Here is a 20500-nt window from a genome sequence, read left to right on the forward strand (position 1 = left end):
CAGAGAGTGGCGTTTTGCGAGCCCGAGTCCCCTTTACCCCAAGGTCATCGGTCTATCCGAAGCGCCGAAAGATTGGACTCGTGTATCAAACGCACCAACCTAACCCCGCGGAATTCCGGTGCGTTCGGCTAGATTGGAGGTTGTGCGGCCCCAGCAGAGACTGTCATTCACAGCCGCCCATTGGGAGTGGGGCTGAGTCCGCACAATTTAATTTAGCACGACGGTATCGCGTTACCTAAGACAATTGACAGTGCGTTGCAGAACCTGCGCCGAGACCTGATCCGCAACGGCTGCGACGGGCTGGAGCATGTGAGGTCGAAACAATTCAGGCGAGGCCCGAGGACCTCGCCTGATCGTTTTGGTATTGCCCCGCGTTATTTGCGAAGCTTGGCCAGATCGGCCTCGATCGTCTTCACTTCCTGCTGGTGGCCAGCGGCAGCGAACTTCTCCATCTCCGGCTTGGCGAGATCGCGCATCTTGGCGAGCTGTGCGTCGCTGACGACGGTGACCTGCATCCCGTGCTTCTTCAGGAAGGTCAGCGCGGTCTTCTGGGCCGAGCGGCTGTAGTCACGCTCGAATTTCCGCGAGTCGACGGCGGCCTCGGTGATCGCCTTGTGCTCGTCCGGCGTCAGCTTGTCCCACCACGCCTTCGAGGCCAGCATGACCCAGGGGCTGTAGACGTGCTTGGTGAGCGAGAGATACTTCTGCACCTCGTAGAACTTGCTGGATTCGATCGTGTTGACCGGGTTTTCCTGTCCGTCGACGGTATGCGTCTCGAGCGCGGTGAAGAGCTCGGAGAAGGACATCGGCACGGCGTTTGCACCCAGACGATCAAACATGTCGATATACATCGGGTTTTGCATCACGCGCAGCTTGATGCCCTTCAGGTCGGCCACGGTCTTGATCGGGCGAACCGAGTTCGTCAGGTTACGGAACCCGTTCTCCCAGTAGACGATGCCGACCAGGCCCTTGGCCTGCAGCGCGTTCAGCAGCTTCTGCCCGAACGGCCCATCAAGGATCGTGTCGGCTTCCTTGGTGTTGGAGAACAGGAACGGCAGGTCATAGACGCCGAAATCGCTGTCGATCCCGACCAGGGTGGCCGTGGAGCCGACCATCATCTCCTGCGCGCCGCCGATCAGAGCGTTCTGCATCTGGATGTCGCTACCGAGGCTGGCGTTGCCGAAGCCCTTCACATGCAGCTTGCCGCCGGTACGCTTCGCCAGATCCTTGGCGAAGAAGTCCACCGCCTTGCCCTGGTTGCTGTCGGCCGAGAGGCCGTAGCCGAAGCGGATGATCCGCGAGTGATAGTCGGCTGCCTGCGATGTTACCGCGGTCATCGCGGCGAGGCCGAGGCCCAGCATGATCGTACGCATCTGTTTCTTCATTTCTTCCTCCTCTGGTGAAAAAAGTTAGCTGACCCAGGCCATTGGCACGGTGATGAGGCCCGGGAAGACGATGAACAGGATGATCAGGACGATGTAGGCGACGAGGAACGGCCAGATGCCCTTCGTCGCGCTCTCGAGCGAGATCTTGGCGACGCCGCAGATCACGTTCAGGACGGTGCAGACCGGCGGGTGGATCAGGCCGAGCGTGCCGACGAGCACGAACATCACGCCGAAATAGGTGGGGTCGATGCCGGCCTTCAGTGCGATCGGCATCAGTACTGGCCCCATGACGAGGATCGTGGGCGTCAGGTCCATCACCGTGCCGATCAGCAGCAGGAGAGCCATCATTCCGCCCATCAGCACGCGCGGATCATGCATCAGGGGGGATAGAAGCTCGCTCACCTGCTCGGGCAGGTCGGCCAGCGTGACCATGTAGGACGCAACGAGCGCACCGCAGACCAGGAACATTACCGTGCTCGTCGTGCGCGCTGCAGCGACGAAGATGTCGGCGAGCTGGGAGAGCTTGACCTCGCGGTAGATGAAGACAGCGACCAGCAGCGAATAGACGGCTGCGACCACAGCGGCTTCAGTTGGTGTAAAGATACCGCCGCGCAGACCACCGATGATGATGACCGGCAGGACCAAGGCCCAGAGACCATCAACCAGCGCATGGCGCCGCTCGCCCCAGGTGCGCTTACGCTGCGGAATCACGTCCATGCGGCGGGCGAGAAGCGCCCAGACACTGACCAGTGCCACGCCCATCATCACGCCCGGGGCGATCCCGGCGAGGAAGAGCTTGCTGATCGAGATATTGGTCGTCACCCCGAAGATGATGAAGGACATCGAGGGCGGGATGATTGGAGCGATGATCCCGCCGGAGGCGATGAGACCAGCTGAGCGCGGCACCGAATAGCCGTTGTCACGCATCATCGGGATCAGCAGCGTCGCGAGCGCGGCGGTGTCGGCAATGGCGGAGCCGGAGAGGCTTGCCAGCAGTACCGAGGCGCCGATGACGACATAGCCGAGGCCGCCGCGGATATGGCCGACAAGGCTCACTGCCAGATCGATGATGCGGCGCGAAATGCCGCCCGCGTTCATCAGTTCACCCGCCAGGATGAAGAAGGGCGCCGCCATCAGCGGGAAGTTGTCCGCACCCGCCAGCATGTTCTGGGCGACGAGCTGGGCGTTGAAGAAATCGAGGTGGTACATCAGCGCGACGCCTGTGAGCATCAGCGCGAAGGCGATGGGCATGCCGAGCATCAAGAGGGCCATCAGCGAGCCCAGGAAGACTACGAGGGTCATTCGGAGGCCCCCTCGATCTCGGCGATGTTCTGCGGCCTTGTGCCAGGGATATGCGCCCGCGGATCGTTCCGCAGGATCCACCAGAGATTCATGCCCACGATGACGAGCATCGAGGCCGAGCATACGAGGCCGGCCGAGGCCATCAGCGCGTTCGGATAATGCATCACGGTCGAGAAGGTACGCAGGCCGATCAGGGTCTGATCCCAGCTGCCGACGAGGAACAGCCACAGCCCGTAGAGGATCAGCACATGGCTGATGATAGCGCTTACACGGCGAAGCCTGGGTGGCAGTGCGGCCTGCAGGATCTCCATCCCCAGATGCGCCTTCTGGCGCAGGGCGAGGATCGAACCGAGGAAGATCATCCAGACGAACATGAGCCGCGAAAGCTCCTCCGCCCAGTCGATTCCGGTGTTGAATAAGTAGCGCAGCACGACGTTGCCGAAGGTCAGCACCACCATGACTGCCAGCGCCAGTGCCATCAGCAGTTCGACAATGCGCCCATTACGGATGAAGTTCAGTCCCATCCGTCTCCCCCCTTTCAATCAGTGTCACCACGCGCGCCGCGATCTCCTCTGCCGAGGCGGCGATATCGACTGTCACGCCGCCTTCGTCCGCGGCCAGCGGCTCGAGGTCGTGCAGCTGGCTGTCGAGGAGTTCGGGCGGCATGAAGTGGTTTTTCCGGGCAATCAGCCGGTTTCGGATCAGCGCCGGATCGCCGGTGAGATGGACCACGAACATCGGAGAAAGTGCCCCGGCCAGCTTGTCGCGGTAGCGCCGCTTCAGCGCAGAACAGGCCAGCACGACGGGTGCCTCGCCCTGTTCCCGGCAGGCCCGGGCGGCGCCGCCGATGGCGTCTAGCCAGTCGGCGCGCATCTCGTCGGTCAGCGGCGTTCCGCGCGACATGGCGCGGACATTCGCGACGGAATGGAACTCGTCAGCTTCCAAGAACCGACCGCCGATGCGGTCGGCGATAGCGCGTGCGACGGTCGATTTGCCGACGCCGCACACCCCCATGACGAGTATGCCCCTGTTGAGCATCTTCCCCCCTCGCTCCTCTCGTGGGAGTGAGGTCGTAATGAAAGCGCTTACATTTGTCAATCCAGCTTTCTTTGTGGCATGTGTGATGCTAGGATTTTCCTAACAACCTGTTCAAAAAGCGAATTATGCCGGATCGCCCCACCGTTACCCTTTCAGACGTAGCGAAAAAAGCAGGTGTAAGCGCTGCCACGGTTTCACGGACGCTGCGCGGGTCTCAGCATGTCTCCGAGAAGCTGCAGCTCAGGATTCGGGCCGCGGTGGAGGAGCTTGGCTACATTCCGGACCCGGTCGCGCAGGCGCTGGCGGCGAGCCGGTCGAATGTCATCGGAGTGCTGATCCCTTCGGTCACCAACAACGTCTTCTCCGCCACGCTGCAGGGGATCTACGAGGCGGCCGACGACACGCCCTATGACATCCAGCTGGGCAACACCCGCTACTCGGCGCTGAAGGAGGAGATGCTCGTGCGCCTCTTCCTGCGCCAGCGTCCGGCCGGGTTGATCATCAGCGGGATCGACCAGATGCCGTCCACCCGTGCGCTTCTCGAGCGCGCGAACTGTCCGGTGGTACAGATCATGGAGATCTCTGACGATCCGATCGACATGATGATCGGGTTCTCGCATTACGAGGCGGCAAAGGCGGCGACACAGCACCTGATCGAGCAGGGCTACCGCAAGCTGGGCTTTCTCGGCGCGCGGATGGATCCGCGGACACAGCGCCGCCTGAAAGGGTTCCGCGATGCCGCGATGGCGGCGGGGGTCTATTCAGAGGCGCGGATCCGCACCACGCAGATGCCGTCGACGGTCACGCTGGGTTCCGAGCTCTTTGCAGAGCTTCTGGGCAGCGCGCCCGATACCGATGCGATTTTCTGCATCAACGACGATATTGCCCTGGGTGCGCTCTTTGAGGCGCAGCGGCGGCGGATCGAGATCCCGCGCCAGCTCGGCCTCTGCGGGTTCAATGACTTCGAGATGATGGCTGTGGCCAACCCCTCCATCACAAGCGTCCGCACCTTCCGGCAAGAGATGGGCAGCCAGGCGATGAAGATGCTGGTCCAGGCCCTGGATGACCCGACGAAGCTGACGGAGAGATATGTCGATCTCGGCTTCGAGATACGGGTGAGAGAGTCGACCTCAAACCACTAGGGTCCGGTCGCGGAGCACCTGACCGAGGACGCGGCCGTGTTCAGTTCGGCGTTTCCGATCCTCGAGGCACACTTCAGCCGCGTCGACGCGAAGTCGGACAGGGTTGCCCTGAATCAAGGCGGCTGCCGGAACACGAGTGCCACTATGGCGGCGAAGGGAGCGTCGCGTGCCGCCAGCAATAGCCTTTAGGGTCGAAGACCTGAGCAAGACATATACGACCGGCGCCGTGTCGGTGCAGGCGCTTCGTGGCGTCAATCTCGAGTTGTTCGATGGCGAACTCGTGGTACTGCTCGGCGCCTCCGGCTCAGGTAAGTCAACACTCCTGAATATCCTAGGCGCGCTCGACAGCCCCACCGGCGGGCGGGTCTTCTTTCGCGAGCATGAGCTGACCCGCATGAGCGAGAAAGCCCTGACCGCCTTCCGGCGCGAGCACGTCGGCTTCGTCTTTCAGTTCTACAACCTCGTCCCAAGCCTGACCGCGCGGGAGAACGTGGCCCTCGTCACCGAGATTGCCATGCATCCCATGCGGCCGGAGGAGGCGCTTGAGCGGGTCGGGCTCGGCGGCCGGATGGACCATTTTCCTGCCGAACTTTCCGGCGGTGAGCAGCAGCGGGTTGCCATCGCCCGGGCCATAGCCAAGCGGCCAGAGGTGCTCTTGTGCGACGAGCCGACCGGCGCGCTCGACAGCAAGACCGGTGTGACCGTGCTTGAGGCGCTCTACGAGGTGAACCGGGATCTCGGCACCGTCACCGCCCTAATCACTCACAACGCAGCGATCCGGCAGATGGCGCATCGGGTAATCCGGCTCGCAGACGGGCTGGTAGTGGCGGTGGAGGAAAATACCGAGCGGATCGAGCCCGCGGGGATCGAATGGTGATGCGTGCACTCGACCGCAAGCTCTTGCGCGACCTGCGCCGCCTCTGGGCGCAGTGCCTCGCCATCGCCTTGGTGCTCGGCTGCGGGGTCATGGTGCTGGTGCTGGCCACTGGGACCGAGCGCTCGCTCAGGATGACGCGCGACGCCTATTACGACCGCGCCCATTTTGCCGAGGTCTTCGCTACCGCGACCCGTGCGCCGAAGGAGATCCTGCCGGAGATCGCCCGGATCCCCGGTGTGGCGCAGGTCGAGGCGAGTATCTCGATGAATGTCGTGCTGGATCTTCCTGGGATGGAGAAGCCCGCTCAGGCCCGGGTACTATCCTTGCCAGCGGCCGGCCAGCCGGTGCTGAACCGGCCGACGGTCCGTCTTGGCCGTTTGCCGGATCCGACCCGGATCGACGAGGTCGCGCTGTCGGAGAACTTTGCCGAAGCTAATGGACTTCGCCCGGGGATGAGCTTCGCCGCGATCCTCAACGGCCAGAAGCGCGAGCTGACCGTCACCGGCCTCGTGCTTTCGCCTGAGTTTATCTATCTCATCGCTCCGGGCTCACTGATGCCGGACGACCGCCATTACGGCGTGATCTGGATGAACCACGATCCGGCCGCTGCGGCAGCTGGCCTCTCCGGCGCCTTTAACGATCTCAGCCTACGTCTGACCCGCGATGCTGTGGAGCCCGCGGTAATCGCCGCGCTCGATCATCTGCTGGCGCCCTATGGCGGCACCGGCGCCTATGGGCGGGACAGGCAAGTCTCCGACACGTTCCTGTCCAGCGAGCTCGACCAGCTCGGGGCCATGGCGCTGATCCTGCCGCCGATCTTCCTGATCGTCTCTGCCTTCCTTGTGAACATGGTGCTGAGCCGGCTGATCCTGCTGGAGCGGCCAATCATCGGCCTCCTGAAGGCGTCCGGTTTCACGGGGCGCGAGATCGCGCTGCACTACATGAAGCTTTCGATCGGCATCGGCATTGGCGGTGTGCTGCTCGGCTGGGTCGCGGGCTGGTGGATGGGCGGCCAGATGACCGAACTCTACACCCGTTTCTACCGCTTCCCCTACCTCATCTACCGGCCGGGAAGTGCGAGCTTCGCGGTCTCTGGGCTGATGGGGCTTGGCGCTGTCGTGCTCGGCGCCCTGCGCGCGGTCCGCGCGAGCGCCCGGCTGAAGCCTGCCATCGCCATGCTGCCACCGAGCCCGCCGCTCTACCGCCGTAACTGGGTCGACGCGCTGGCAGAGAGGCTGCAGCTGCGGCAGACGACGATGATGATCCTGCGCTCCATCACCCGATGGCCGGGCCGGGCGGCGATCACGGTTCTTGGCGTCGCCGCGGCGATCTCCGTCCTCGTCGCCTGTTTTTTCACCTTCGATTCCATTGCCGCGGTGGTGGATGAGGCCTTCACCCGCACCAATCGCCAGCAGGTCACGCTGCAGCTTGGCCACGACGCTCCGGTTACGGCGGAACAGGCAGCCGCCCATCTGCCTGGCGTCACCCGGGTCGAGGGTGCCTTCGGTGTGCCGGTCCGCCTTACCCGCGGCTGGCGGAGCGCGCTGACCCAGGTCGAGGCGCGGGACGACAGCAACATCCTCGTGCGTGTGCTTGACGAAGAGGGTCGTGTGGCCACGATGCCGCCTGAGGGGCTGGTGCTGCCCGAGAGCCTCGCTACTAAGCTTGATGTCGCGGCCGGGGGGCAGGTGACAATGACGCTTCTCGCGCCGCCGCGCGAAAGCTTCGACGTGCCGGTGTCCCGCGTTATGCGACAAAGCCTGGGGGAGACAGTCTATGTCGCAGCGCCCGCGCTCTTCCGCCTGATGCGACAGGGGCCGGAGGTGAACCGGTTGAACCTGCTCGTGGACAGCCGACAATTGCCCGCCTTCTACGCTGCCGTGAAGAACGCACCAGCGGTGGACGGCGTCTTGCTTTGGACCGACATCCGCGACCAGTTCAGCGCGACGATCAACGAGAACTTGACCACCTCGGTGCTGGTCTACGCGGTCCTCGGAATCCTGATCACCATCGGCGTCATCTACAACGCCGCCCGCATTCAGCTTTCGGAACGCGCCTACGAACTGGCGAGCCTCCGTGTGCTCGGCTTCACACGCGGCGAGGTCGGCTATGTGCTTGTCGGCGAGTTGATGTTGCTCACGTTGCTCGCGATCCCGCCGGGATTTCTTGGCGGCTACGGTTTCTCCGCACTGATTTCGGCCGGCTTCTCCACCGATGTCGTTCGCATCCCACTGGTCATTGCCCGGCGCACCTATACCATCGCCGGTCTTATCGCCTTCGTCTCGGCCCTTGCCGCCGCACTTCTCGTGCGCCGCCGGCTCGACCGGGTGAACCTCGCCACCGCCCTGAAACAGAGGGAATGACATGAGCCTGCGCCGCCTGCTTTCCGCGCTCGCCGCGATCCTCGCCCTTACCGCCGCGCTCACCTGGGCCTTCTGGCCGGATCCTGTGCCCGTCGACCTCGCCACGGTCACACGCGGCCCGATGGAGGTCACCGTCTCGGCCGACGGCGTAACCCATATCCGCGATGTCTACGAGGTGACGGCGCCAATGGCGGGTACCGTGCGGCGCGCGCCGGTCTCGGTCGGCGATGATGTGAGGGCGGGCCAGACCGTGGTCGCCTCGATCCAGCCGCTGGAGCCCGGCTTCCTCGACGCTCGCGCACGCGCCCAGGCCGAGGCCGCGGTGGACGAGGCGCAGGCAAGCCTACAGCTCTCCAAGGCCAAGCTTGCCGAGGCGCGAACCACACAGAGCCATGCCGAAAGCGAATACATCCGGGCCCAAGCCCTGGCCGCCCGAGGTACCATTCCGCAGCAGATGTTGGAGGATGCCGATGCCGCGCGGCAGACCGCTCAGGCGGCCGTCGACGCCGCGCAGTCTTCGGTCGACCTTCAGCAGGCGACGCTGACTCGAATGCAGGCACAGCTCGTCGGTCCCGGCAGCCGGGATCCCGTGACCAGTGCCTGCTGTCTGGAGATCAAGGCGCCGGCAACAGGGACCGTCCTGTTTCTCGCCAATTCATCGGCACGGCCGGTGCAGGCAGGCGAAACCCTGATGACGATCGGCAGCCTCGATGATCTTGAGGTAGTGGTGGACCTCCTGTCCTCGGACGCGGTGAAGGTCCCTGTAGGTGCCGCAGCGCATGTGGAGCGCTGGGGTGGGCCGCAGCCGATCGAAGCGCGGGTGCGCCAGATCGAGCCGGCGGCCTTCACCAAGGTCTCGGCCCTCGGCATCGAGGAGCAGCGCGTCCGCCTTCGCCTCGACATCCTGACGCCGCCGGAGAAGCGCCGCGGGCTCGGCGACAACTACCGGGTCTTCGTGCGGGTGGTGACCTGGTCCGGCAAGGACGTGCTGCAGGTGCCGATCGGCGCGCTGTTCCGCTCTGGCGATGGCTGGGCGGTGTTTCGCGACGTAGGCGGACGAGCGATACAGACACCAGTCACGCTCGGCCATCAGACAGACCTGATGGCCGAGGTGGTCTCCGGCCTTTCCGAGGGCGACCGCGTCGTGGTGTTCCCCAGCACGAGGATCACCGAGCATAGCCGCATATCTCCGCAGCTTGGTGGCACAGCGGATTGAGGCAGTTCGCCTGACCACGGTGGGTAGGGTTCCCGCGCTGGGCGGCTCAGCGCTGCGGCGGAGAGGGCAGGGCAGGGGGCTGATACTTGGAAATCCTTCAGCCGCAAGATCACGCTTTGCTTTGGCGAGAGACGCCTGCGCGCTGCGCCAGAGGCCACGTTCCAGTATTTCTGGTTCTGGGGCATCGTGCCGGGTCGCTCGCCCCTGGGAGCCAAACTGGCGCAGCATCTTGTTCGGGGTTTGTCGGCCTGACGTCCTTCGGGTGAGTAGATCTTCCACTATGTGCCCGTAGGCTCGCCCCGGCTTTCTGTGCCGTACCAGGGTCAGGAGAGTGTGGCAGCATCGGCCCGTGGAAGGATGGCCGCCTGATGGGCGCCACAATTCTTTGGTTTGCAACCGCCGAAGATTCCGGTAGCGATCAATCTTGAATGCTGCCTCTGGCCCCAAAGTGACTAGCGAGACACGGGACGAGACCAAGGTCTCCCTCGGTGCGGTAGCTATGTCTGATCCTGCCGATGACGCACGTTTCCGAGTTCTCAGGCTCCTGAAGGAAGATCCAACCCTCTCCCAGAAGGAGCTAAGCGAGGCGCTCGGCGTCAGCGTAGGCCAGGTCAACTATGTGCTTAGAGCACTGGTGGACAAGGGCTATGTCAAGCTCAGGAACTTTCGCTCCTCCACCAACAAGCCGCGCTACGCCTATCTTCTCACCCCTGCGGGCTTGGCTGCGAAGTCCGCAATGACGGCAAGTTTTTTGCGTAGGAAGATGGTGGAATACGAACGGCTCAAGGTGGAGATCGAGGCAGTGATGGCGGAGGCAGACGAGGCCCGCCTGGGGTCGCGAGAGTAAGCGCTTCGCGCGGTTGGGTGTTCTAGATCCCTTCGTCCGCGTCTCTCACAGCCTCACACCTACTACCTGGAGATTGGGGGCAAAGTGCCCCAACGGGCCGGCATCCCGGCACGCGAGAGTGAGGTACATTTGTGAGCATTCCCGAACAAATGGACGGCCACCGGTTGCGCCTCCGGACGGTGCGGTTGGAAGACGCTGAATACATTCACGGCCTACGGTCCGATCCCGCCTACAACCAGCACTTGTCGCGGGTGGCGGGCACCGCGGAGGATCAACGCAAATGGATTGAGAGCTATAAGGGGCGCGAGACCGTGGGCTTGGAGGCCTATTACGTGATTGAACGTCTGGATAACGGGCAGCGGTGCGGCTTGGTGCGTCTCTACGACATTGAAAATGACCGCTTCACTTGGGGCAGCTGGATACTGGATGCGAACAAGCCACCAAAGGCGGCGCTGGAGAGTGCGGTGCTGTCATTGGGCGTCGGGTTCGCGGACCTTGGACGGTCACTGGCACTGATCGAGGCGCGACACGACAACCTACATGCAACTGCTTTCTATCTACGTTTTGGCATGGATCTGGTCGGTAAGGACGAACTTTCCCTGTATTTCGAGTATCCCAGATCTCGATTTGAGGCAGACCTCGCCACGCATCTTAAGGCAATCACAGGACAATAGCCGATGAGCGAACGCGAACTGAATAATGGCAGCATAATTCCAGAGGATACCGTAATCGCGTCGGATGCCTTCTTGGGATCCAGGGTCACGGTAGCCGGACCCGGCGTCGAGATTCACGCGAATGCGCGTGTTGATGCTGCGGTGGTCATCGGAGAGGGCGTGACGATTGGCCAGGGTGCATGGGTGCGGGCTGGGGCAGTTGTGCTACGGTCGGTCCCGCCCAATTCCATCGTCGAAGGAAATCCGGCACAGGTTGTCGGTTATAGCAGCGCGTTTTCTGCCGTGGCGGATGAACGCCCAAGTCCGAAGCTGGTCGACATCCATAATTTTCAGCACCTCGCACGGCCCAGCCGTGTGCCGTTGGGAGTCGGTGAAGGAGCGCTTTACCTGATGCGGCGCATTGTCGACGCGCGCGGCGGATTGACTGTGGGCGAGGTGCCAACCGAGGTGCCCTTCGCTCCCACCCGCTATTTTGTGGTTTTCGACGTGCCCTCCGAAGAGCTTCGAGGTGAACACGCTCACAAGCATTGCCATCAGTTCCTGATCTGCCTGCACGGTTCCTGCCGTGTTTTGCTGGACGATGGAGAACGGCGCTGCGAGGTGACGCTGGACCGTCCCGACATGGGTGTGTTCATGCCGGCGATGGTGTGGGGCACCCAGTATCGCTACAGTGCCGACGCCGTTCTACTCGTTTTTGCGTCGCGTCCATACGAAAGCGAAGATTACCTGCGTACCTACGATAGATTTTTGGAAGAGATAAAAAGGCGGACCAAATGAAAGTACCCTTCCTCGACCTTCGCACCGCCTATCTCGAACTCAAGGACGAGATCGACGCAGCCGTCGCGCGAGTGCTCGACTCCGGCTGGTATATCCTCGGCCCCGAGGTCGAGGCGTTCGAGGCTGACTGGGCGGCCTACTGCGGGGCGAATTACGCGGTGGGAGTGGGTAATGGGCTGGATGCGCTCATCTTAGCGCTACGTGCGCTGGAAGTCGGCCCGGGGGACGAGGTGATTGTCCCTTCAAACACCTATATTGCCACATGGCTTGCAGTGACGGCTGTTGGTGCTAGCCCTGTCCCGGTTGAACCCGACCCGGCGACTCATAATATCGACCCCGCCCGCATCGCCGCCGCAATCACGTCGGCTACGAAAGTCCTGCTGCCAGTCCACCTGTATGGGCAACCCACTGATCTCGACCCGATACTTGCACTTGCGCGTCAGTATGGACTGTTTGTGGTCGAGGATGCCGCGCAAGCCCATGGCGCAAGTTACAAGGGGAAGCGCATCGGCGCGCATGGTGATGTTGTCTGCTGGAGCTTTTACCCCGGCAAGAACCTTGGCGCTTTGGGCGATGGCGGTGCTGTGACAACCGACAACGATGAACTAGCAGACCGCATTCGCATTTTGCGAAACTACGGAAGCCGTGTGAAATATGTGAACGATGTACGCGGGAGCAATTCGCGCTTAGACCCGATTCATGCGGCGGTGTTGCGGGTCAAGCTGCGTCATCTTGACGACTGGACCAAACGCCGCCGTTCTGTCGCTTCACGTTACGCCGAGGGCCTCCCTGGGACCAGACTGATCCTGCCGCATGTGCCCGACTGGGCGGAGCCGGCTTGGCACCTGTATGTTGTACGCAGTAATCAGCGCGACACGTTACAAAGAAAATTGACTAAAGCGGGTGCAGGTACGCTGATCCACTATCCGATACCGCCGCACATGCAGGGCGCCTATGGAGACACAGACTTTGGTCCCTTGGCTATCGCAGAGAGCCTCGCGAACACGGTATTGAGCCTCCCGATGGGGCCGCAACTGACAACTCAAGAGGTGGAATTTATTATTGAATGCTGCATCAATGCCGAAGAAATCTAGCTACCTTAATCCGGAGTTCGCGGCATAGGATTTGCAAGGTTCGCTTCCAGAACCGCGTGACTGAGGAGAGGATTTCTTCGGTAGATTTGACATCAATAAGGCCTCGGTTCTTCGATGTGGGCCAAGAGGAGGGGCAAGATGCCGGCATCCAACTCGGCGACAGTGCGGTGGACGCCGCGCTGCAGATGCTTCCGTGTCAATTCGTCGAACCAGCGCTAGACTTGGTTCTTTCAAGAGGCCGAGTTCTGTGCGAAATGCACCTTTCAGGGCACTTGGCGTGACGGCCATCACTTGATAACCAAGGTTTGATCGGACGTCATGGTGCATGACGATGGGCAAAACGAAGGCCTCGGGACGTCAAAATATCTCGGCCGTATGTGTAGCGCATCGGGAGTAGATACCACCATCGAAGCCGCGTCGACCCGATGACTCACTGCGTAAGACGGCTGGATCAATGCCTCATGGTACATAACTTCAATCGCCAGGTCTCCGAACTGCAGGCCATTATCCCCGTCCCAAACGGCTACAGCTTGCTCGGCATACCCGTGACTGAAGACGCGGGATAGGTCTGTCTGGGAAAAGGGGCATCTCGGCTATTAGTCGAATTGCCCGTGTATTGATGTCCGCACTGGTGCAAGTATTTTTTTGAAAGACATCAGCGTGTGATCGGGTGCGAATGTCTAAGAGGCCTCTCGATGTGACGTTTGACACAGCCGTGGACAGGCATGCGATACGCGGCCTGAAGGCGGAGCCCGGCAATGCATGTTTACATGCGCGAAGGGGCGCCGGAGATCAGAAGAGCGCGGATACCACGCTGCCCAACCGAGCCTTGCCACTCGTCGACTGCTGCTTCGGCACGAACCCGAGCCAAGAGACAAAGTCCGGTCCGCGCCGAAAGCTCTCCAGTACTGGTTCGAATGACGCGATCGCGATCACGAGTCCCAGCCCGCATGGTTTGCGCCCGTCGAACCAGGTCGGCCTCTTGGCCGCGCATCTCGTCTTCTGATCAAGTTCGGCAACCCGAGCATTCAGGCCTTTAATCTACACCAGATACATCTGGCCCGGTTCGCGGACCTTTACGGGCATCGACGTGTCGCCATCTTCAATCGTATCCGCAAGGCGTTTGAGCTGCGCTGTCCCCGTCGCCGCGACCAATCCACGCTCAGCGAGGTGTCCGCGCAAGGCTTTGAAGATCTGGGTACGTTGGCCGACGAACATCTGCAGCGCGGGAAACAGCATCGCCCGGACTCGCTGTGCTTCCGTCTCTAGCGCGACGAAGCGCATGGTAGGACGCAAACATCTGCGCCTTCAAACGATGCCACGCATCGACTGATCGCTGCGCAACTAGCTCGAAACCTGGACAATCGTATCAGCATCCGCCGAAACATTTTTTCTGGCGCTATACGAACGGCTTCACATAGATCGTCGGGATCAGCCGCACATCGTGTCCAAACTTCTCAAACTCGAGGTCCCAACCATGCGCTGTGGCGCAAGCCTCAATGGCGATAGCGCATTTGGATTTCTTTGCAACTAAGGCCCGCGCCCGACCCAGAAAAAGCTTCTTGCGAAACACGACGAACCCGTCCTCTCGCCCGATACACAACTGGAAACCGCGCTTTGTCAGATAGTAACTCCCGACACGGATGCCCTCTCCTACAGTGATGGTTCAACACACATCACATTGGCACAATGCGATGCCGTCAGGAGGGGAAGCCACGCCATCAACAGAACCGATTGGCAGCGTTAACTATTCATGAGTCAGACCTTCCGCAGGCCATACTCTTCATCGTCGCCCTTGCAGCCATCGTCCTGTTCTGGCCTCAAAAGATCAATGATGCTGGAACAAAAATGAATTTAATAAGAACCTCGATTCTAACTCTAATCTCTACGGCCGTAAAAATGGCAGCGGGGTTGGTGATTAATAAAGCCGTGGCTGTCTATATAGGCCCTACTGGCTTGGCATTGGTCGGGCAATTTCAGAACTTTAATCAGCTCATGATGACCGCGGCTCAAGGCGCAATCAATAATGGGGTTACAAAATACGTCGCTGAGTATGGCAAAGATGGAGACCGCATTCCAGCACTTCTTAGCACTGCCGTTAGGATCAGCCTTTCTTCCTCCGCGCTGGTAGGATTGGGGATAATAGTATTTGCAAACTACGCGTCCACGCAAATATTAAAGTCGGATCACTATGGTTATATATTTGTAATCCTTGGCTTTACCATTTCGTTATTTGTCCTAAACAACCTATTGCTATCCATTCTTAACGGCCTCAGGGAGATCAAAATCTGGGTAGCAATTAACATTATCCAAAGCATATATGGCCTAATTTTTACAACACTATTGATAAAGTTTCTCGGGCTGGATGGCATTCTCATAGCACTGGCAACCAATCAATCCGTAATATTTTTTATATTGCTATGGATGCTGAGGGGCCACAAAATAATTAATCTTGAAAACTTCAAGAGGCCATTTGACAAGCCAGAGGCCAAAAAACTTGCGGCCTTCGCTGCAATGGCAGTTGTTAGCGCTATTACGGTGCCAGTTTCGCATCTGGTTATTCGTAACTATATTGGCACAACCCTTGGCTGGGATGAGGCGGGATACTGGCAGGCAATGTGGTATATCTCAACGATGTACCTAATGGCAGTGACTACAACGCTAAGCATCTACTATCTCCCCAAGCTATCAGAAATCACCGACAAGGCCACGATCAGAAGTGAACTTTGGCATGGTTACAAAATAATTATGCCTCTTGTAGCTATTACGTCGGTTGGGATATTTCTGATGAAGGATTACATCATAGCGCTGCTGTTTACTAATGACTTTCTCCCAATTCGTCAGCTATTTTTGTGGCAATTAGTGGGAGATGTTCTCAAGGTCGCATCCTGGCTATTCGCGTATTTGATGGTTGCCAAATCTATGTCCAAGACTTTTATCGTTACGGAGATATCATTTAGCCTAAGTTTGGTCCTTTTAGCCAGGTGGCTTGTCGGTCAGTATGGCTTGGTCGGGATTAGTTATGCATTTGCCGCAAATTACGCAATTTACTTAATTGTTATAATCTTCGTTACGAAAAGGGCGTGGGCCGGAGCCTGATATAATTGGCTTCCTGATTTGAGGAATCAATTTCGACATCAGGCGGCTGAAGGTCTTAAGGGACGCCCTTCTTCACAGTGCTGCCTTAATTAACATTGCTTTCACGCAAAGCGGCGCCATCAGAAGGGGCCGCCGCACTAGACACAGAGCCGTATCGACCAATCAAAGACAAACTCTCATGCCCGGCAGATAAAGGACAAAAATCTATGAAAATTCTCTTGTTGGGAGAATATAGCTCTCTCCACAAAAATCTAAAAGAGGGATTGCAAGAACTTGGGCATGATGCTGTTGTTGCTGGTTCGGGGGACGGGTTTAAGAAAGTGCCCGTTGATATTGACTTCAATTCCTCGCTGCCCGGTATTTTTGGTAAGGTGGGCCGCCGTCTGAAGCCGATTCTTTCCTCGGATCAATTGAAAGGGTACGATATTGTGCAGTTAATCAATCCATTTTATTTGTATTACCGGTTTCTGCCAATGAGTTATTTTTTCGATTGGCTGATAAGGAACAATGAAAAGTTCTTTATGCTGGGCGCCGGCGACGATGCGTATTTCTGGAAGCATGGGCGAAGGATTTTGCCGTATGGACCATTTGATGATTTCTTAAAGTATGACCTCAAATCGGATAGATATTACATGGATACTGAATGGGCATACAGATTCAACAAGTCGCTGTTGGAAAAGTCCTGTGGAATCATACCGATAATGTATGAATATGAAGTTGGCTATCGTGGCGAATCGAAGAGACTCGATACCATTCCAATTCCAATTAATACCAGAAAGGTTGAATATCGGGAAAATAGGGTCGGCAACAAGCTTATCGTTTTTCATGGGCTGAATCGATACGGATTTAAAGGCACGAGGCATGTGGAGGAGGCTTTTGATTATCTCGCAAAGAAATATCCGAATGATCTTGAGTTGGTCATTGACGGTAAAATGCCTTTGGACCGTTATCTGGAATTGATGAGGCGCACTAACGTAGTTATCGATCAAATGTATGCTCATTCTCTGGGTCTTAATGGTATCTACGCTATGGCAATGGGTAAGGTGGTTATGGGTGGGGCGGAACCTCTTTCATTAAAGAGCTTGGGTGTCGAGAAAACTCCGGTTATAAATTTACTACCGAGTGCCAAAAGTGTAATCGTTGAGATTGAGAACCTCTTGGACATGCGGAGCAGCATAAAGGATTTGGGTTTGGAATCCAGACGGTTTGCTGAACTTGTTCACGGTCATGTACGGGTTGCGCAGAAATATGTGGATACATGGCTTAACAATTGACGAATCTTGAAGTTCGTCATTAGAAGTCCTGGTTCCTCCGCAGTTGAGTTCCGCTGAGAACTGATCTGGATATGGAGTGAACCCCACGGGCTGGACCACGAGCCCCTGGTGAGCTGATACGCTGACCGGGCCTTGATTGGAGAAGGCTCATGACTTCACGTGGTCCCTACCGGCGACATTCGTTGCCGATGAAGCTGGAGCTCTGCCAAGACATTCGTGCCGGGGTTATCGGTCGGCGGGACGCGCAGCGCGTTCACCGCATCTCAGCCAACCTCATCCAGCTGTGGCTGACTCAGTTCGATCGCGGCGAGCTCACGAGCGAGGAGGCCGAAGCCAGCGTCATCGCCGAGTACGAAGCCAAGATCGCCGCTCTCGAACGCAAGGTCGGTCAGCTGACGATGGAGCTGGACCTCGTCAAAAAAACACCGCGGCCCCCGAGCGTCACCGGCAGCGAGAGATCCTTGATCGTCACTGGCCCTGGGGCTGCTCCATCAGGCAAGGGTGCAAAGCCATGAGCCTGCCGCGCAGCACCTTCTATTATCGGGCCGGATCCTCGGGGACCGGACCGACGGATGCGGAGATCACGGCCTTGATCGAGGACATCCAGGATGAGTTTCCCCGCTATGGCTACCGGCGTGTGACCCATGAACTGCGCCGCCGCGGGCTGATCGTGAACCACAAGCGAGTGTCGCGGATCATGAGGTTGGCAGGTTTGGGCGTCAGGCCGCGGAAACGCTACGTGCGCACGACGAACAGTCGGCATGACCAGCCGATCCACCCGAACCTCTATCGCAACAGGATCCCCGATCGGCCTGACCAGGTCTGGGTGGCAGATTTCACCTATATCCGTGTAGCCCAGGGCTTCTGCTATCTCGCGGTGATTCTGGATGCGTGGAGCCGCAAGGTCGTGGGCTATGCGCTGTCGCAGCGCCTGGACACGCCGCTCGCGCTTGCCGCGCTTCGATGCGCCGTCGCGAGCAGGAAGCCTCCGCCGGGATGCATCCATCACACGGACCGCGGCTGCCAATACGCATCCCAGCTGTATCGCGATGCTCTCGACGCCGAGGATTGCGCGGGTCCATGAGCGGCGTCGGCAACCCCTACCACAACGCCCAGGCGGAGAGCTTCATAAAGACGCTGAAGGTCGAGGAGGTCTGCATCGCCGGCTACGAAACCTTTGCCGATGTCGCCACCCGGTTGCCGATCTTCATCGAGCAGGTCTACAACAGCAGAAGACTGCACTCCGCCCTCGACTACCGTCCGCCCAAGGAATTTGAAACCCTATTCGCCCAGCGGGCGGCTTAGTTCGAAGGAGCCCAGTGGTCCAGCCCGTGGGGTTCACTCCAACACTCGGGTTGTGTAATGGCTCAGCTTGATGCTTCGGCGTGCGAACAACTACATATAATGGCGGGGAAGCCGATGACCTTAAAATCGCCAAAAATCTCTTGGCTACTTTGCACAAATGTGGACAATAAAATGTTTCGAAATGCGATTGCATCCTGCCTAGCACAGACCCAAGAAGACTTTGAGCTCGTAATAGTAGTAAACGGCGACCGTCGTCGGGAGATCCACTCAAACATTGCGCCCATGATGGAGAGGGATCCCCGTATCAAGATCGAGGTTACAGATATTAACTTTTTACCTTTTAGCCTCAATCTTGGAATTCACGTTGCATCCGGCAAGTATATTGCCAGAATGGACGCCGACGACCTTGCCGGGGTGGAGCGCTTGCGGAGACAAGCTTCTATCCTTGATTGCCAGAATGCAACAAACGTCGTGGCCACCGACGTGAATTTGATTGACAGCCATGGTCGTGTTGTAGGGTATCGATCTGCACCGCGGTCCACCAGCGAACTGCATCGCCTGCTGTTTTGGCGGAACCCCCTGGTTCATCCATCCATAATGTTTAGAAAATCCGCATTGCAAACAGTTGGCGGATATCCGGCAAATGCGCACTGCGAAGACTACGCTTTGCTGTTATTATTAAAGGAACGTGGACTCTTAACATATCATTCTATTGCTGAGCCGCTCACATCGTACAGAGATACTTCCAGTGGTCCAGCCAGAAGGGCGCGATCGGCGTATTCGTCAATGGCAGGTCTGATGTTGGACTATTTTATCCGTGGCTACGGAATAAAGTACTGTTTCGGCGCAGGTTGGCAGATTCTTAAGAGTCTGATTCGCGGGGTTTCGGACAATAAGAGGATCGTGTCAGCTTGATTTACATCTGCTTATATGTGTTCTACTATTTTTGTTGGGGGATTTCCGAGGTAACTAATTACCGTGGGCGAGCAATATTGGCCATTGGGATGCTTCCGTTTGTTATTGTCTGTTTGTTTCGAGGCAATGTTGGGACGGATCTGTTTAGCTATGAGCACCTAGTCGCATTATATTCAAGGCCAAACTCATACAACGGGAGCGAACCGCTTTTCTATTTAATGGTCCGTTGGATTAATTCGATTACTAACGACAACAAACTAACGATGCGTGTGGTCAGCGGCATCATATCAGCTATATTCATAATATTTTTTCTCAACTCTAGGCGGGGTAGTCGCTTTGTGTTTTGTGCCGTAATCTTTCCTACCCTCTTTATTTCATATACAATGAATGTAAATAGAATCGGACTTGCGACAGCAATCTATATGCTAGCGGGGATCCATGAGAGGCGAGCGCTCGAGTCAAAGGCCCTCATTAGGAAAATGGTTTCCGTTGGTTTTCACTACTCAGCTGCCTTTTTTATCGGGATGGACATTTTCGATTCACGCGCGAAGAACAGTCGGCACCGATTACTGATTTCCACAGGCATTATCGCAGGGTTGGTGATTGGCAGTTATTTTCTGTCTTCCTATTTGGAGGGTAAGTTTTCAATGTATAGGAATTTTTCGGCACCCTCTGCGTTTTCAGGCCTGTCTTTAATATTGGAGTTTTCAGGCCTAGGGTACGCAATTTTGTCGATGTCTACTCAGGTCTCTGGATCTCGCGGCACATTAGTAAGATCTTCAGTGTTATTCTTTGCCTTCTTTGTAATATCTCGATATAGCTATTCAGGTTTGAGGATGATGGATTTGGTGGTATCTTGGCTTACCATTTGGATTTGCCGGCAAATTGAGAATAGTGGCGGTAAGTTATCTAGATCGGGGAAGTTGGTCTTGCTGACCACCGGACTAATCGTGGTCAGTGGAAACGTCTTTGGATATTATGCTGCGTATGGGCAAGGAGAATCTCCCTTTTTGCCATTTAATTGGATCTCGAGCATCGCGCTCTAGGCGGCTCTGTTGCTGTGGCCGCTCACCTAGGCGCACGGATGCCTGCGGGGACGGTTACAGCATCAAAGCCAGTTTAGTTTATTGCGTTTAGGAAACCGGTGAACAAGGTAAATCTTCATTCGGCCGATTTGCCATTGATCGACCGA

Annotated in this window: 20 protein-coding genes; 15 read left to right on the forward strand and 5 right to left on the reverse strand. The window is 58.1% G+C overall.

What is annotated here, in order from left to right; genetic code table 11:
• Positions 1 to 374 precede the first annotated feature (374 nt).
• From EIP85_RS20585 to EIP85_RS20600, 4 genes are read right to left on the reverse strand one after another with little or no spacing between them, the layout of a single operon-like run.
• The gene (locus tag EIP85_RS20585) at positions 375 to 1385 is read right to left on the reverse strand and encodes a TRAP transporter substrate-binding protein (RefSeq protein WP_127904101.1); all 1011 of its coding nucleotides are present in this window, start codon (positions 1383 to 1385) and stop codon (positions 375 to 377) included.
• A 24-nt stretch (positions 1386 to 1409) separates the two neighbouring features.
• Complete coding sequence (locus tag EIP85_RS20590; RefSeq protein ID WP_127904102.1) at positions 1410 to 2687, reverse strand: TRAP transporter large permease subunit; 1278 nt, start codon at positions 2685 to 2687, stop codon at positions 1410 to 1412.
• Positions 2684 to 3211: a TRAP transporter small permease gene (locus EIP85_RS20595; RefSeq protein ID WP_127904103.1), complete on the reverse strand. Its 528-nt coding sequence runs from the start codon at positions 3209 to 3211 to the stop codon at positions 2684 to 2686. Before EIP85_RS20595 ends, EIP85_RS20590 begins: the two co-directional genes overlap by 4 nt.
• Positions 3189 to 3725: a gluconokinase gene (locus tag EIP85_RS20600; protein WP_127904104.1), complete on the reverse strand. Its 537-nt coding sequence runs from the start codon at positions 3723 to 3725 to the stop codon at positions 3189 to 3191. Before EIP85_RS20600 ends, EIP85_RS20595 begins: the two co-directional genes overlap by 23 nt.
• A 125-nt stretch (positions 3726 to 3850) precedes the next feature.
• Between EIP85_RS20600 and gntR the strand changes: the two genes are divergently transcribed.
• From gntR to EIP85_RS20640, 8 genes are all read left to right on the forward strand, one after another.
• Positions 3851 to 4867 carry an HTH-type transcriptional regulator GntR gene (gene gntR / locus EIP85_RS20605; RefSeq protein WP_127904105.1) on the forward strand — a complete coding sequence of 339 codons (1017 nt, stop codon included), beginning with the start codon at positions 3851 to 3853 and terminating at the stop codon, positions 4865 to 4867.
• Between the two features lie 166 nt (positions 4868 to 5033).
• Positions 5034 to 5744, forward strand: coding sequence for an ABC transporter ATP-binding protein (locus tag EIP85_RS20610; RefSeq protein WP_127904106.1), 711 nt, complete (start codon positions 5034 to 5036; stop codon positions 5742 to 5744).
• A complete protein-coding gene (locus EIP85_RS20615; RefSeq protein WP_241560115.1) occupies positions 5738 to 8107 on the forward strand; it encodes an ABC transporter permease in 2370 nt (789 codons plus the stop codon). The genes EIP85_RS20610 and EIP85_RS20615 overlap by 7 nt, the downstream gene beginning before the upstream one ends.
• Position 8108: 1 nt before the next feature.
• Complete coding sequence (locus EIP85_RS20620; protein WP_127904108.1) at positions 8109 to 9323, forward strand: efflux RND transporter periplasmic adaptor subunit; 1215 nt, start codon at positions 8109 to 8111, stop codon at positions 9321 to 9323.
• Between the two features lie 499 nt (positions 9324 to 9822).
• Positions 9823 to 10170, forward strand: coding sequence for a MarR family EPS-associated transcriptional regulator (locus tag EIP85_RS20625; protein ID WP_127904109.1), 348 nt, complete (start codon positions 9823 to 9825; stop codon positions 10168 to 10170).
• 131 nt (positions 10171 to 10301) lie between these two features.
• Positions 10302 to 10844 carry a GNAT family N-acetyltransferase gene (locus EIP85_RS20630; protein ID WP_241560116.1) on the forward strand — a complete coding sequence of 181 codons (543 nt, stop codon included), beginning with the start codon at positions 10302 to 10304 and terminating at the stop codon, positions 10842 to 10844.
• A 3-nt stretch (positions 10845 to 10847) separates the two neighbouring features.
• Entirely contained in the window at positions 10848 to 11621 is a 774-nt protein-coding gene (locus EIP85_RS20635) for a WxcM-like domain-containing protein (protein ID WP_127904110.1), read from the forward strand.
• The gene (locus EIP85_RS20640) at positions 11618 to 12715 is read left to right on the forward strand and encodes a DegT/DnrJ/EryC1/StrS family aminotransferase (RefSeq protein ID WP_127904111.1); all 1098 of its coding nucleotides are present in this window, start codon (positions 11618 to 11620) and stop codon (positions 12713 to 12715) included. Before EIP85_RS20635 ends, EIP85_RS20640 begins: the two co-directional genes overlap by 4 nt.
• 1041 nt (positions 12716 to 13756) lie before the next feature.
• On the opposite strand, the gene EIP85_RS20645 is transcribed toward EIP85_RS20640, so the two are convergent.
• Positions 13757 to 13999, reverse strand: a complete 243-nt coding sequence (locus EIP85_RS20645) for a transposase (RefSeq protein WP_127904112.1) — start codon at positions 13997 to 13999, stop codon at positions 13757 to 13759.
• A 450-nt stretch (positions 14000 to 14449) separates the two neighbouring features.
• On the opposite strand from EIP85_RS20645, the gene EIP85_RS20650 reads away from it, so the two are divergent.
• From EIP85_RS20650 to EIP85_RS23530, 7 genes are all read left to right on the forward strand, one after another.
• Entirely contained in the window at positions 14450 to 15814 is a 1365-nt protein-coding gene (locus EIP85_RS20650; protein ID WP_241560117.1) for an O-antigen translocase, read from the forward strand.
• A 206-nt stretch (positions 15815 to 16020) separates the two neighbouring features.
• On the forward strand, positions 16021 to 17088 hold the full coding sequence (locus tag EIP85_RS20655) for a glycosyltransferase (protein ID WP_127904113.1): 1068 nt from the start codon (positions 16021 to 16023) through the stop codon (positions 17086 to 17088).
• Between the two features lie 188 nt (positions 17089 to 17276).
• Positions 17277 to 17603, forward strand: coding sequence for a transposase (locus EIP85_RS20660; protein ID WP_241560118.1), 327 nt, complete (start codon positions 17277 to 17279; stop codon positions 17601 to 17603).
• Positions 17600 to 18172: an IS3 family transposase gene (locus EIP85_RS20665; RefSeq protein ID WP_127904115.1), complete on the forward strand. Its 573-nt coding sequence runs from the start codon at positions 17600 to 17602 to the stop codon at positions 18170 to 18172. Before EIP85_RS20660 ends, EIP85_RS20665 begins: the two co-directional genes overlap by 4 nt.
• Positions 18169 to 18393 (forward strand): integrase core domain-containing protein, encoded by a 225-nt coding sequence (locus EIP85_RS20670; RefSeq protein WP_164871835.1) that lies wholly within the window; start codon positions 18169 to 18171, stop codon positions 18391 to 18393. The genes EIP85_RS20665 and EIP85_RS20670 overlap by 4 nt, the downstream gene beginning before the upstream one ends.
• A 114-nt stretch (positions 18394 to 18507) precedes the next feature.
• The gene (locus EIP85_RS20675; RefSeq protein WP_164871836.1) at positions 18508 to 19308 is read left to right on the forward strand and encodes a glycosyltransferase; all 801 of its coding nucleotides are present in this window, start codon (positions 18508 to 18510) and stop codon (positions 19306 to 19308) included.
• A gap of 89 nt (positions 19309 to 19397) precedes the next feature.
• On the forward strand, positions 19398 to 20354 hold the full coding sequence (locus tag EIP85_RS23530; protein WP_422067225.1) for an EpsG family protein: 957 nt from the start codon (positions 19398 to 19400) through the stop codon (positions 20352 to 20354).
• Positions 20355 to 20500 lie beyond the last annotated feature (146 nt).

The sequence above is a fragment of the Solirhodobacter olei genome (genome assembly GCF_004010155.1).
In the GTDB taxonomy this organism is placed as follows: Bacteria; Pseudomonadota; Alphaproteobacteria; order Rhodobacterales; family Rhodobacteraceae; genus Solirhodobacter; species Solirhodobacter olei.

Bases quoted from the DNA above. Each gene is read 5' to 3' on its own strand.
- EIP85_RS20585 (WP_127904101.1), bottom strand. From the start codon at position 1,385: ATGAAGAAACAGATGCGTACGATCATGCTGGGCCTCGGCCTCGCCGCG.
- EIP85_RS20645 (WP_127904112.1), bottom strand. From the start codon at position 13,999: ATGCGCTTCGTCGCGCTAGAGACGGAAGCACAGCGAGTCCGGGCGATG.
- EIP85_RS20670 (WP_164871835.1), top strand. From the start codon at position 18,169: ATGAGCGGCGTCGGCAACCCCTACCACAACGCCCAGGCGGAGAGCTTC.
- EIP85_RS20635 (WP_127904110.1), top strand. From the start codon at position 10,848: ATGAGCGAACGCGAACTGAATAATGGCAGCATAATTCCAGAGGATACC.
- EIP85_RS20615 (WP_241560115.1), top strand. From the start codon at position 5,738: ATGGTGATGCGTGCACTCGACCGCAAGCTCTTGCGCGACCTGCGCCGC.
- EIP85_RS20620 (WP_127904108.1), top strand. From the start codon at position 8,109: ATGAGCCTGCGCCGCCTGCTTTCCGCGCTCGCCGCGATCCTCGCCCTT.
- EIP85_RS20675 (WP_164871836.1), top strand. From the start codon at position 18,508: ATGACCTTAAAATCGCCAAAAATCTCTTGGCTACTTTGCACAAATGTG.
- EIP85_RS20590 (WP_127904102.1), bottom strand. From the start codon at position 2,687: ATGACCCTCGTAGTCTTCCTGGGCTCGCTGATGGCCCTCTTGATGCTC.
- EIP85_RS20660 (WP_241560118.1), top strand. From the start codon at position 17,277: ATGAAGCTGGAGCTCTGCCAAGACATTCGTGCCGGGGTTATCGGTCGG.
- EIP85_RS20665 (WP_127904115.1), top strand. From the start codon at position 17,600: ATGAGCCTGCCGCGCAGCACCTTCTATTATCGGGCCGGATCCTCGGGG.
- EIP85_RS23530 (WP_422067225.1), top strand. From the start codon at position 19,398: ATGCTTCCGTTTGTTATTGTCTGTTTGTTTCGAGGCAATGTTGGGACG.
- gntR (WP_127904105.1), top strand. From the start codon at position 3,851: ATGCCGGATCGCCCCACCGTTACCCTTTCAGACGTAGCGAAAAAAGCA.
- EIP85_RS20625 (WP_127904109.1), top strand. From the start codon at position 9,823: ATGTCTGATCCTGCCGATGACGCACGTTTCCGAGTTCTCAGGCTCCTG.
- EIP85_RS20640 (WP_127904111.1), top strand. From the start codon at position 11,618: ATGAAAGTACCCTTCCTCGACCTTCGCACCGCCTATCTCGAACTCAAG.
- EIP85_RS20655 (WP_127904113.1), top strand. From the start codon at position 16,021: ATGAAAATTCTCTTGTTGGGAGAATATAGCTCTCTCCACAAAAATCTA.
- EIP85_RS20600 (WP_127904104.1), bottom strand. From the start codon at position 3,725: ATGCTCAACAGGGGCATACTCGTCATGGGGGTGTGCGGCGTCGGCAAA.
- EIP85_RS20595 (WP_127904103.1), bottom strand. From the start codon at position 3,211: ATGGGACTGAACTTCATCCGTAATGGGCGCATTGTCGAACTGCTGATG.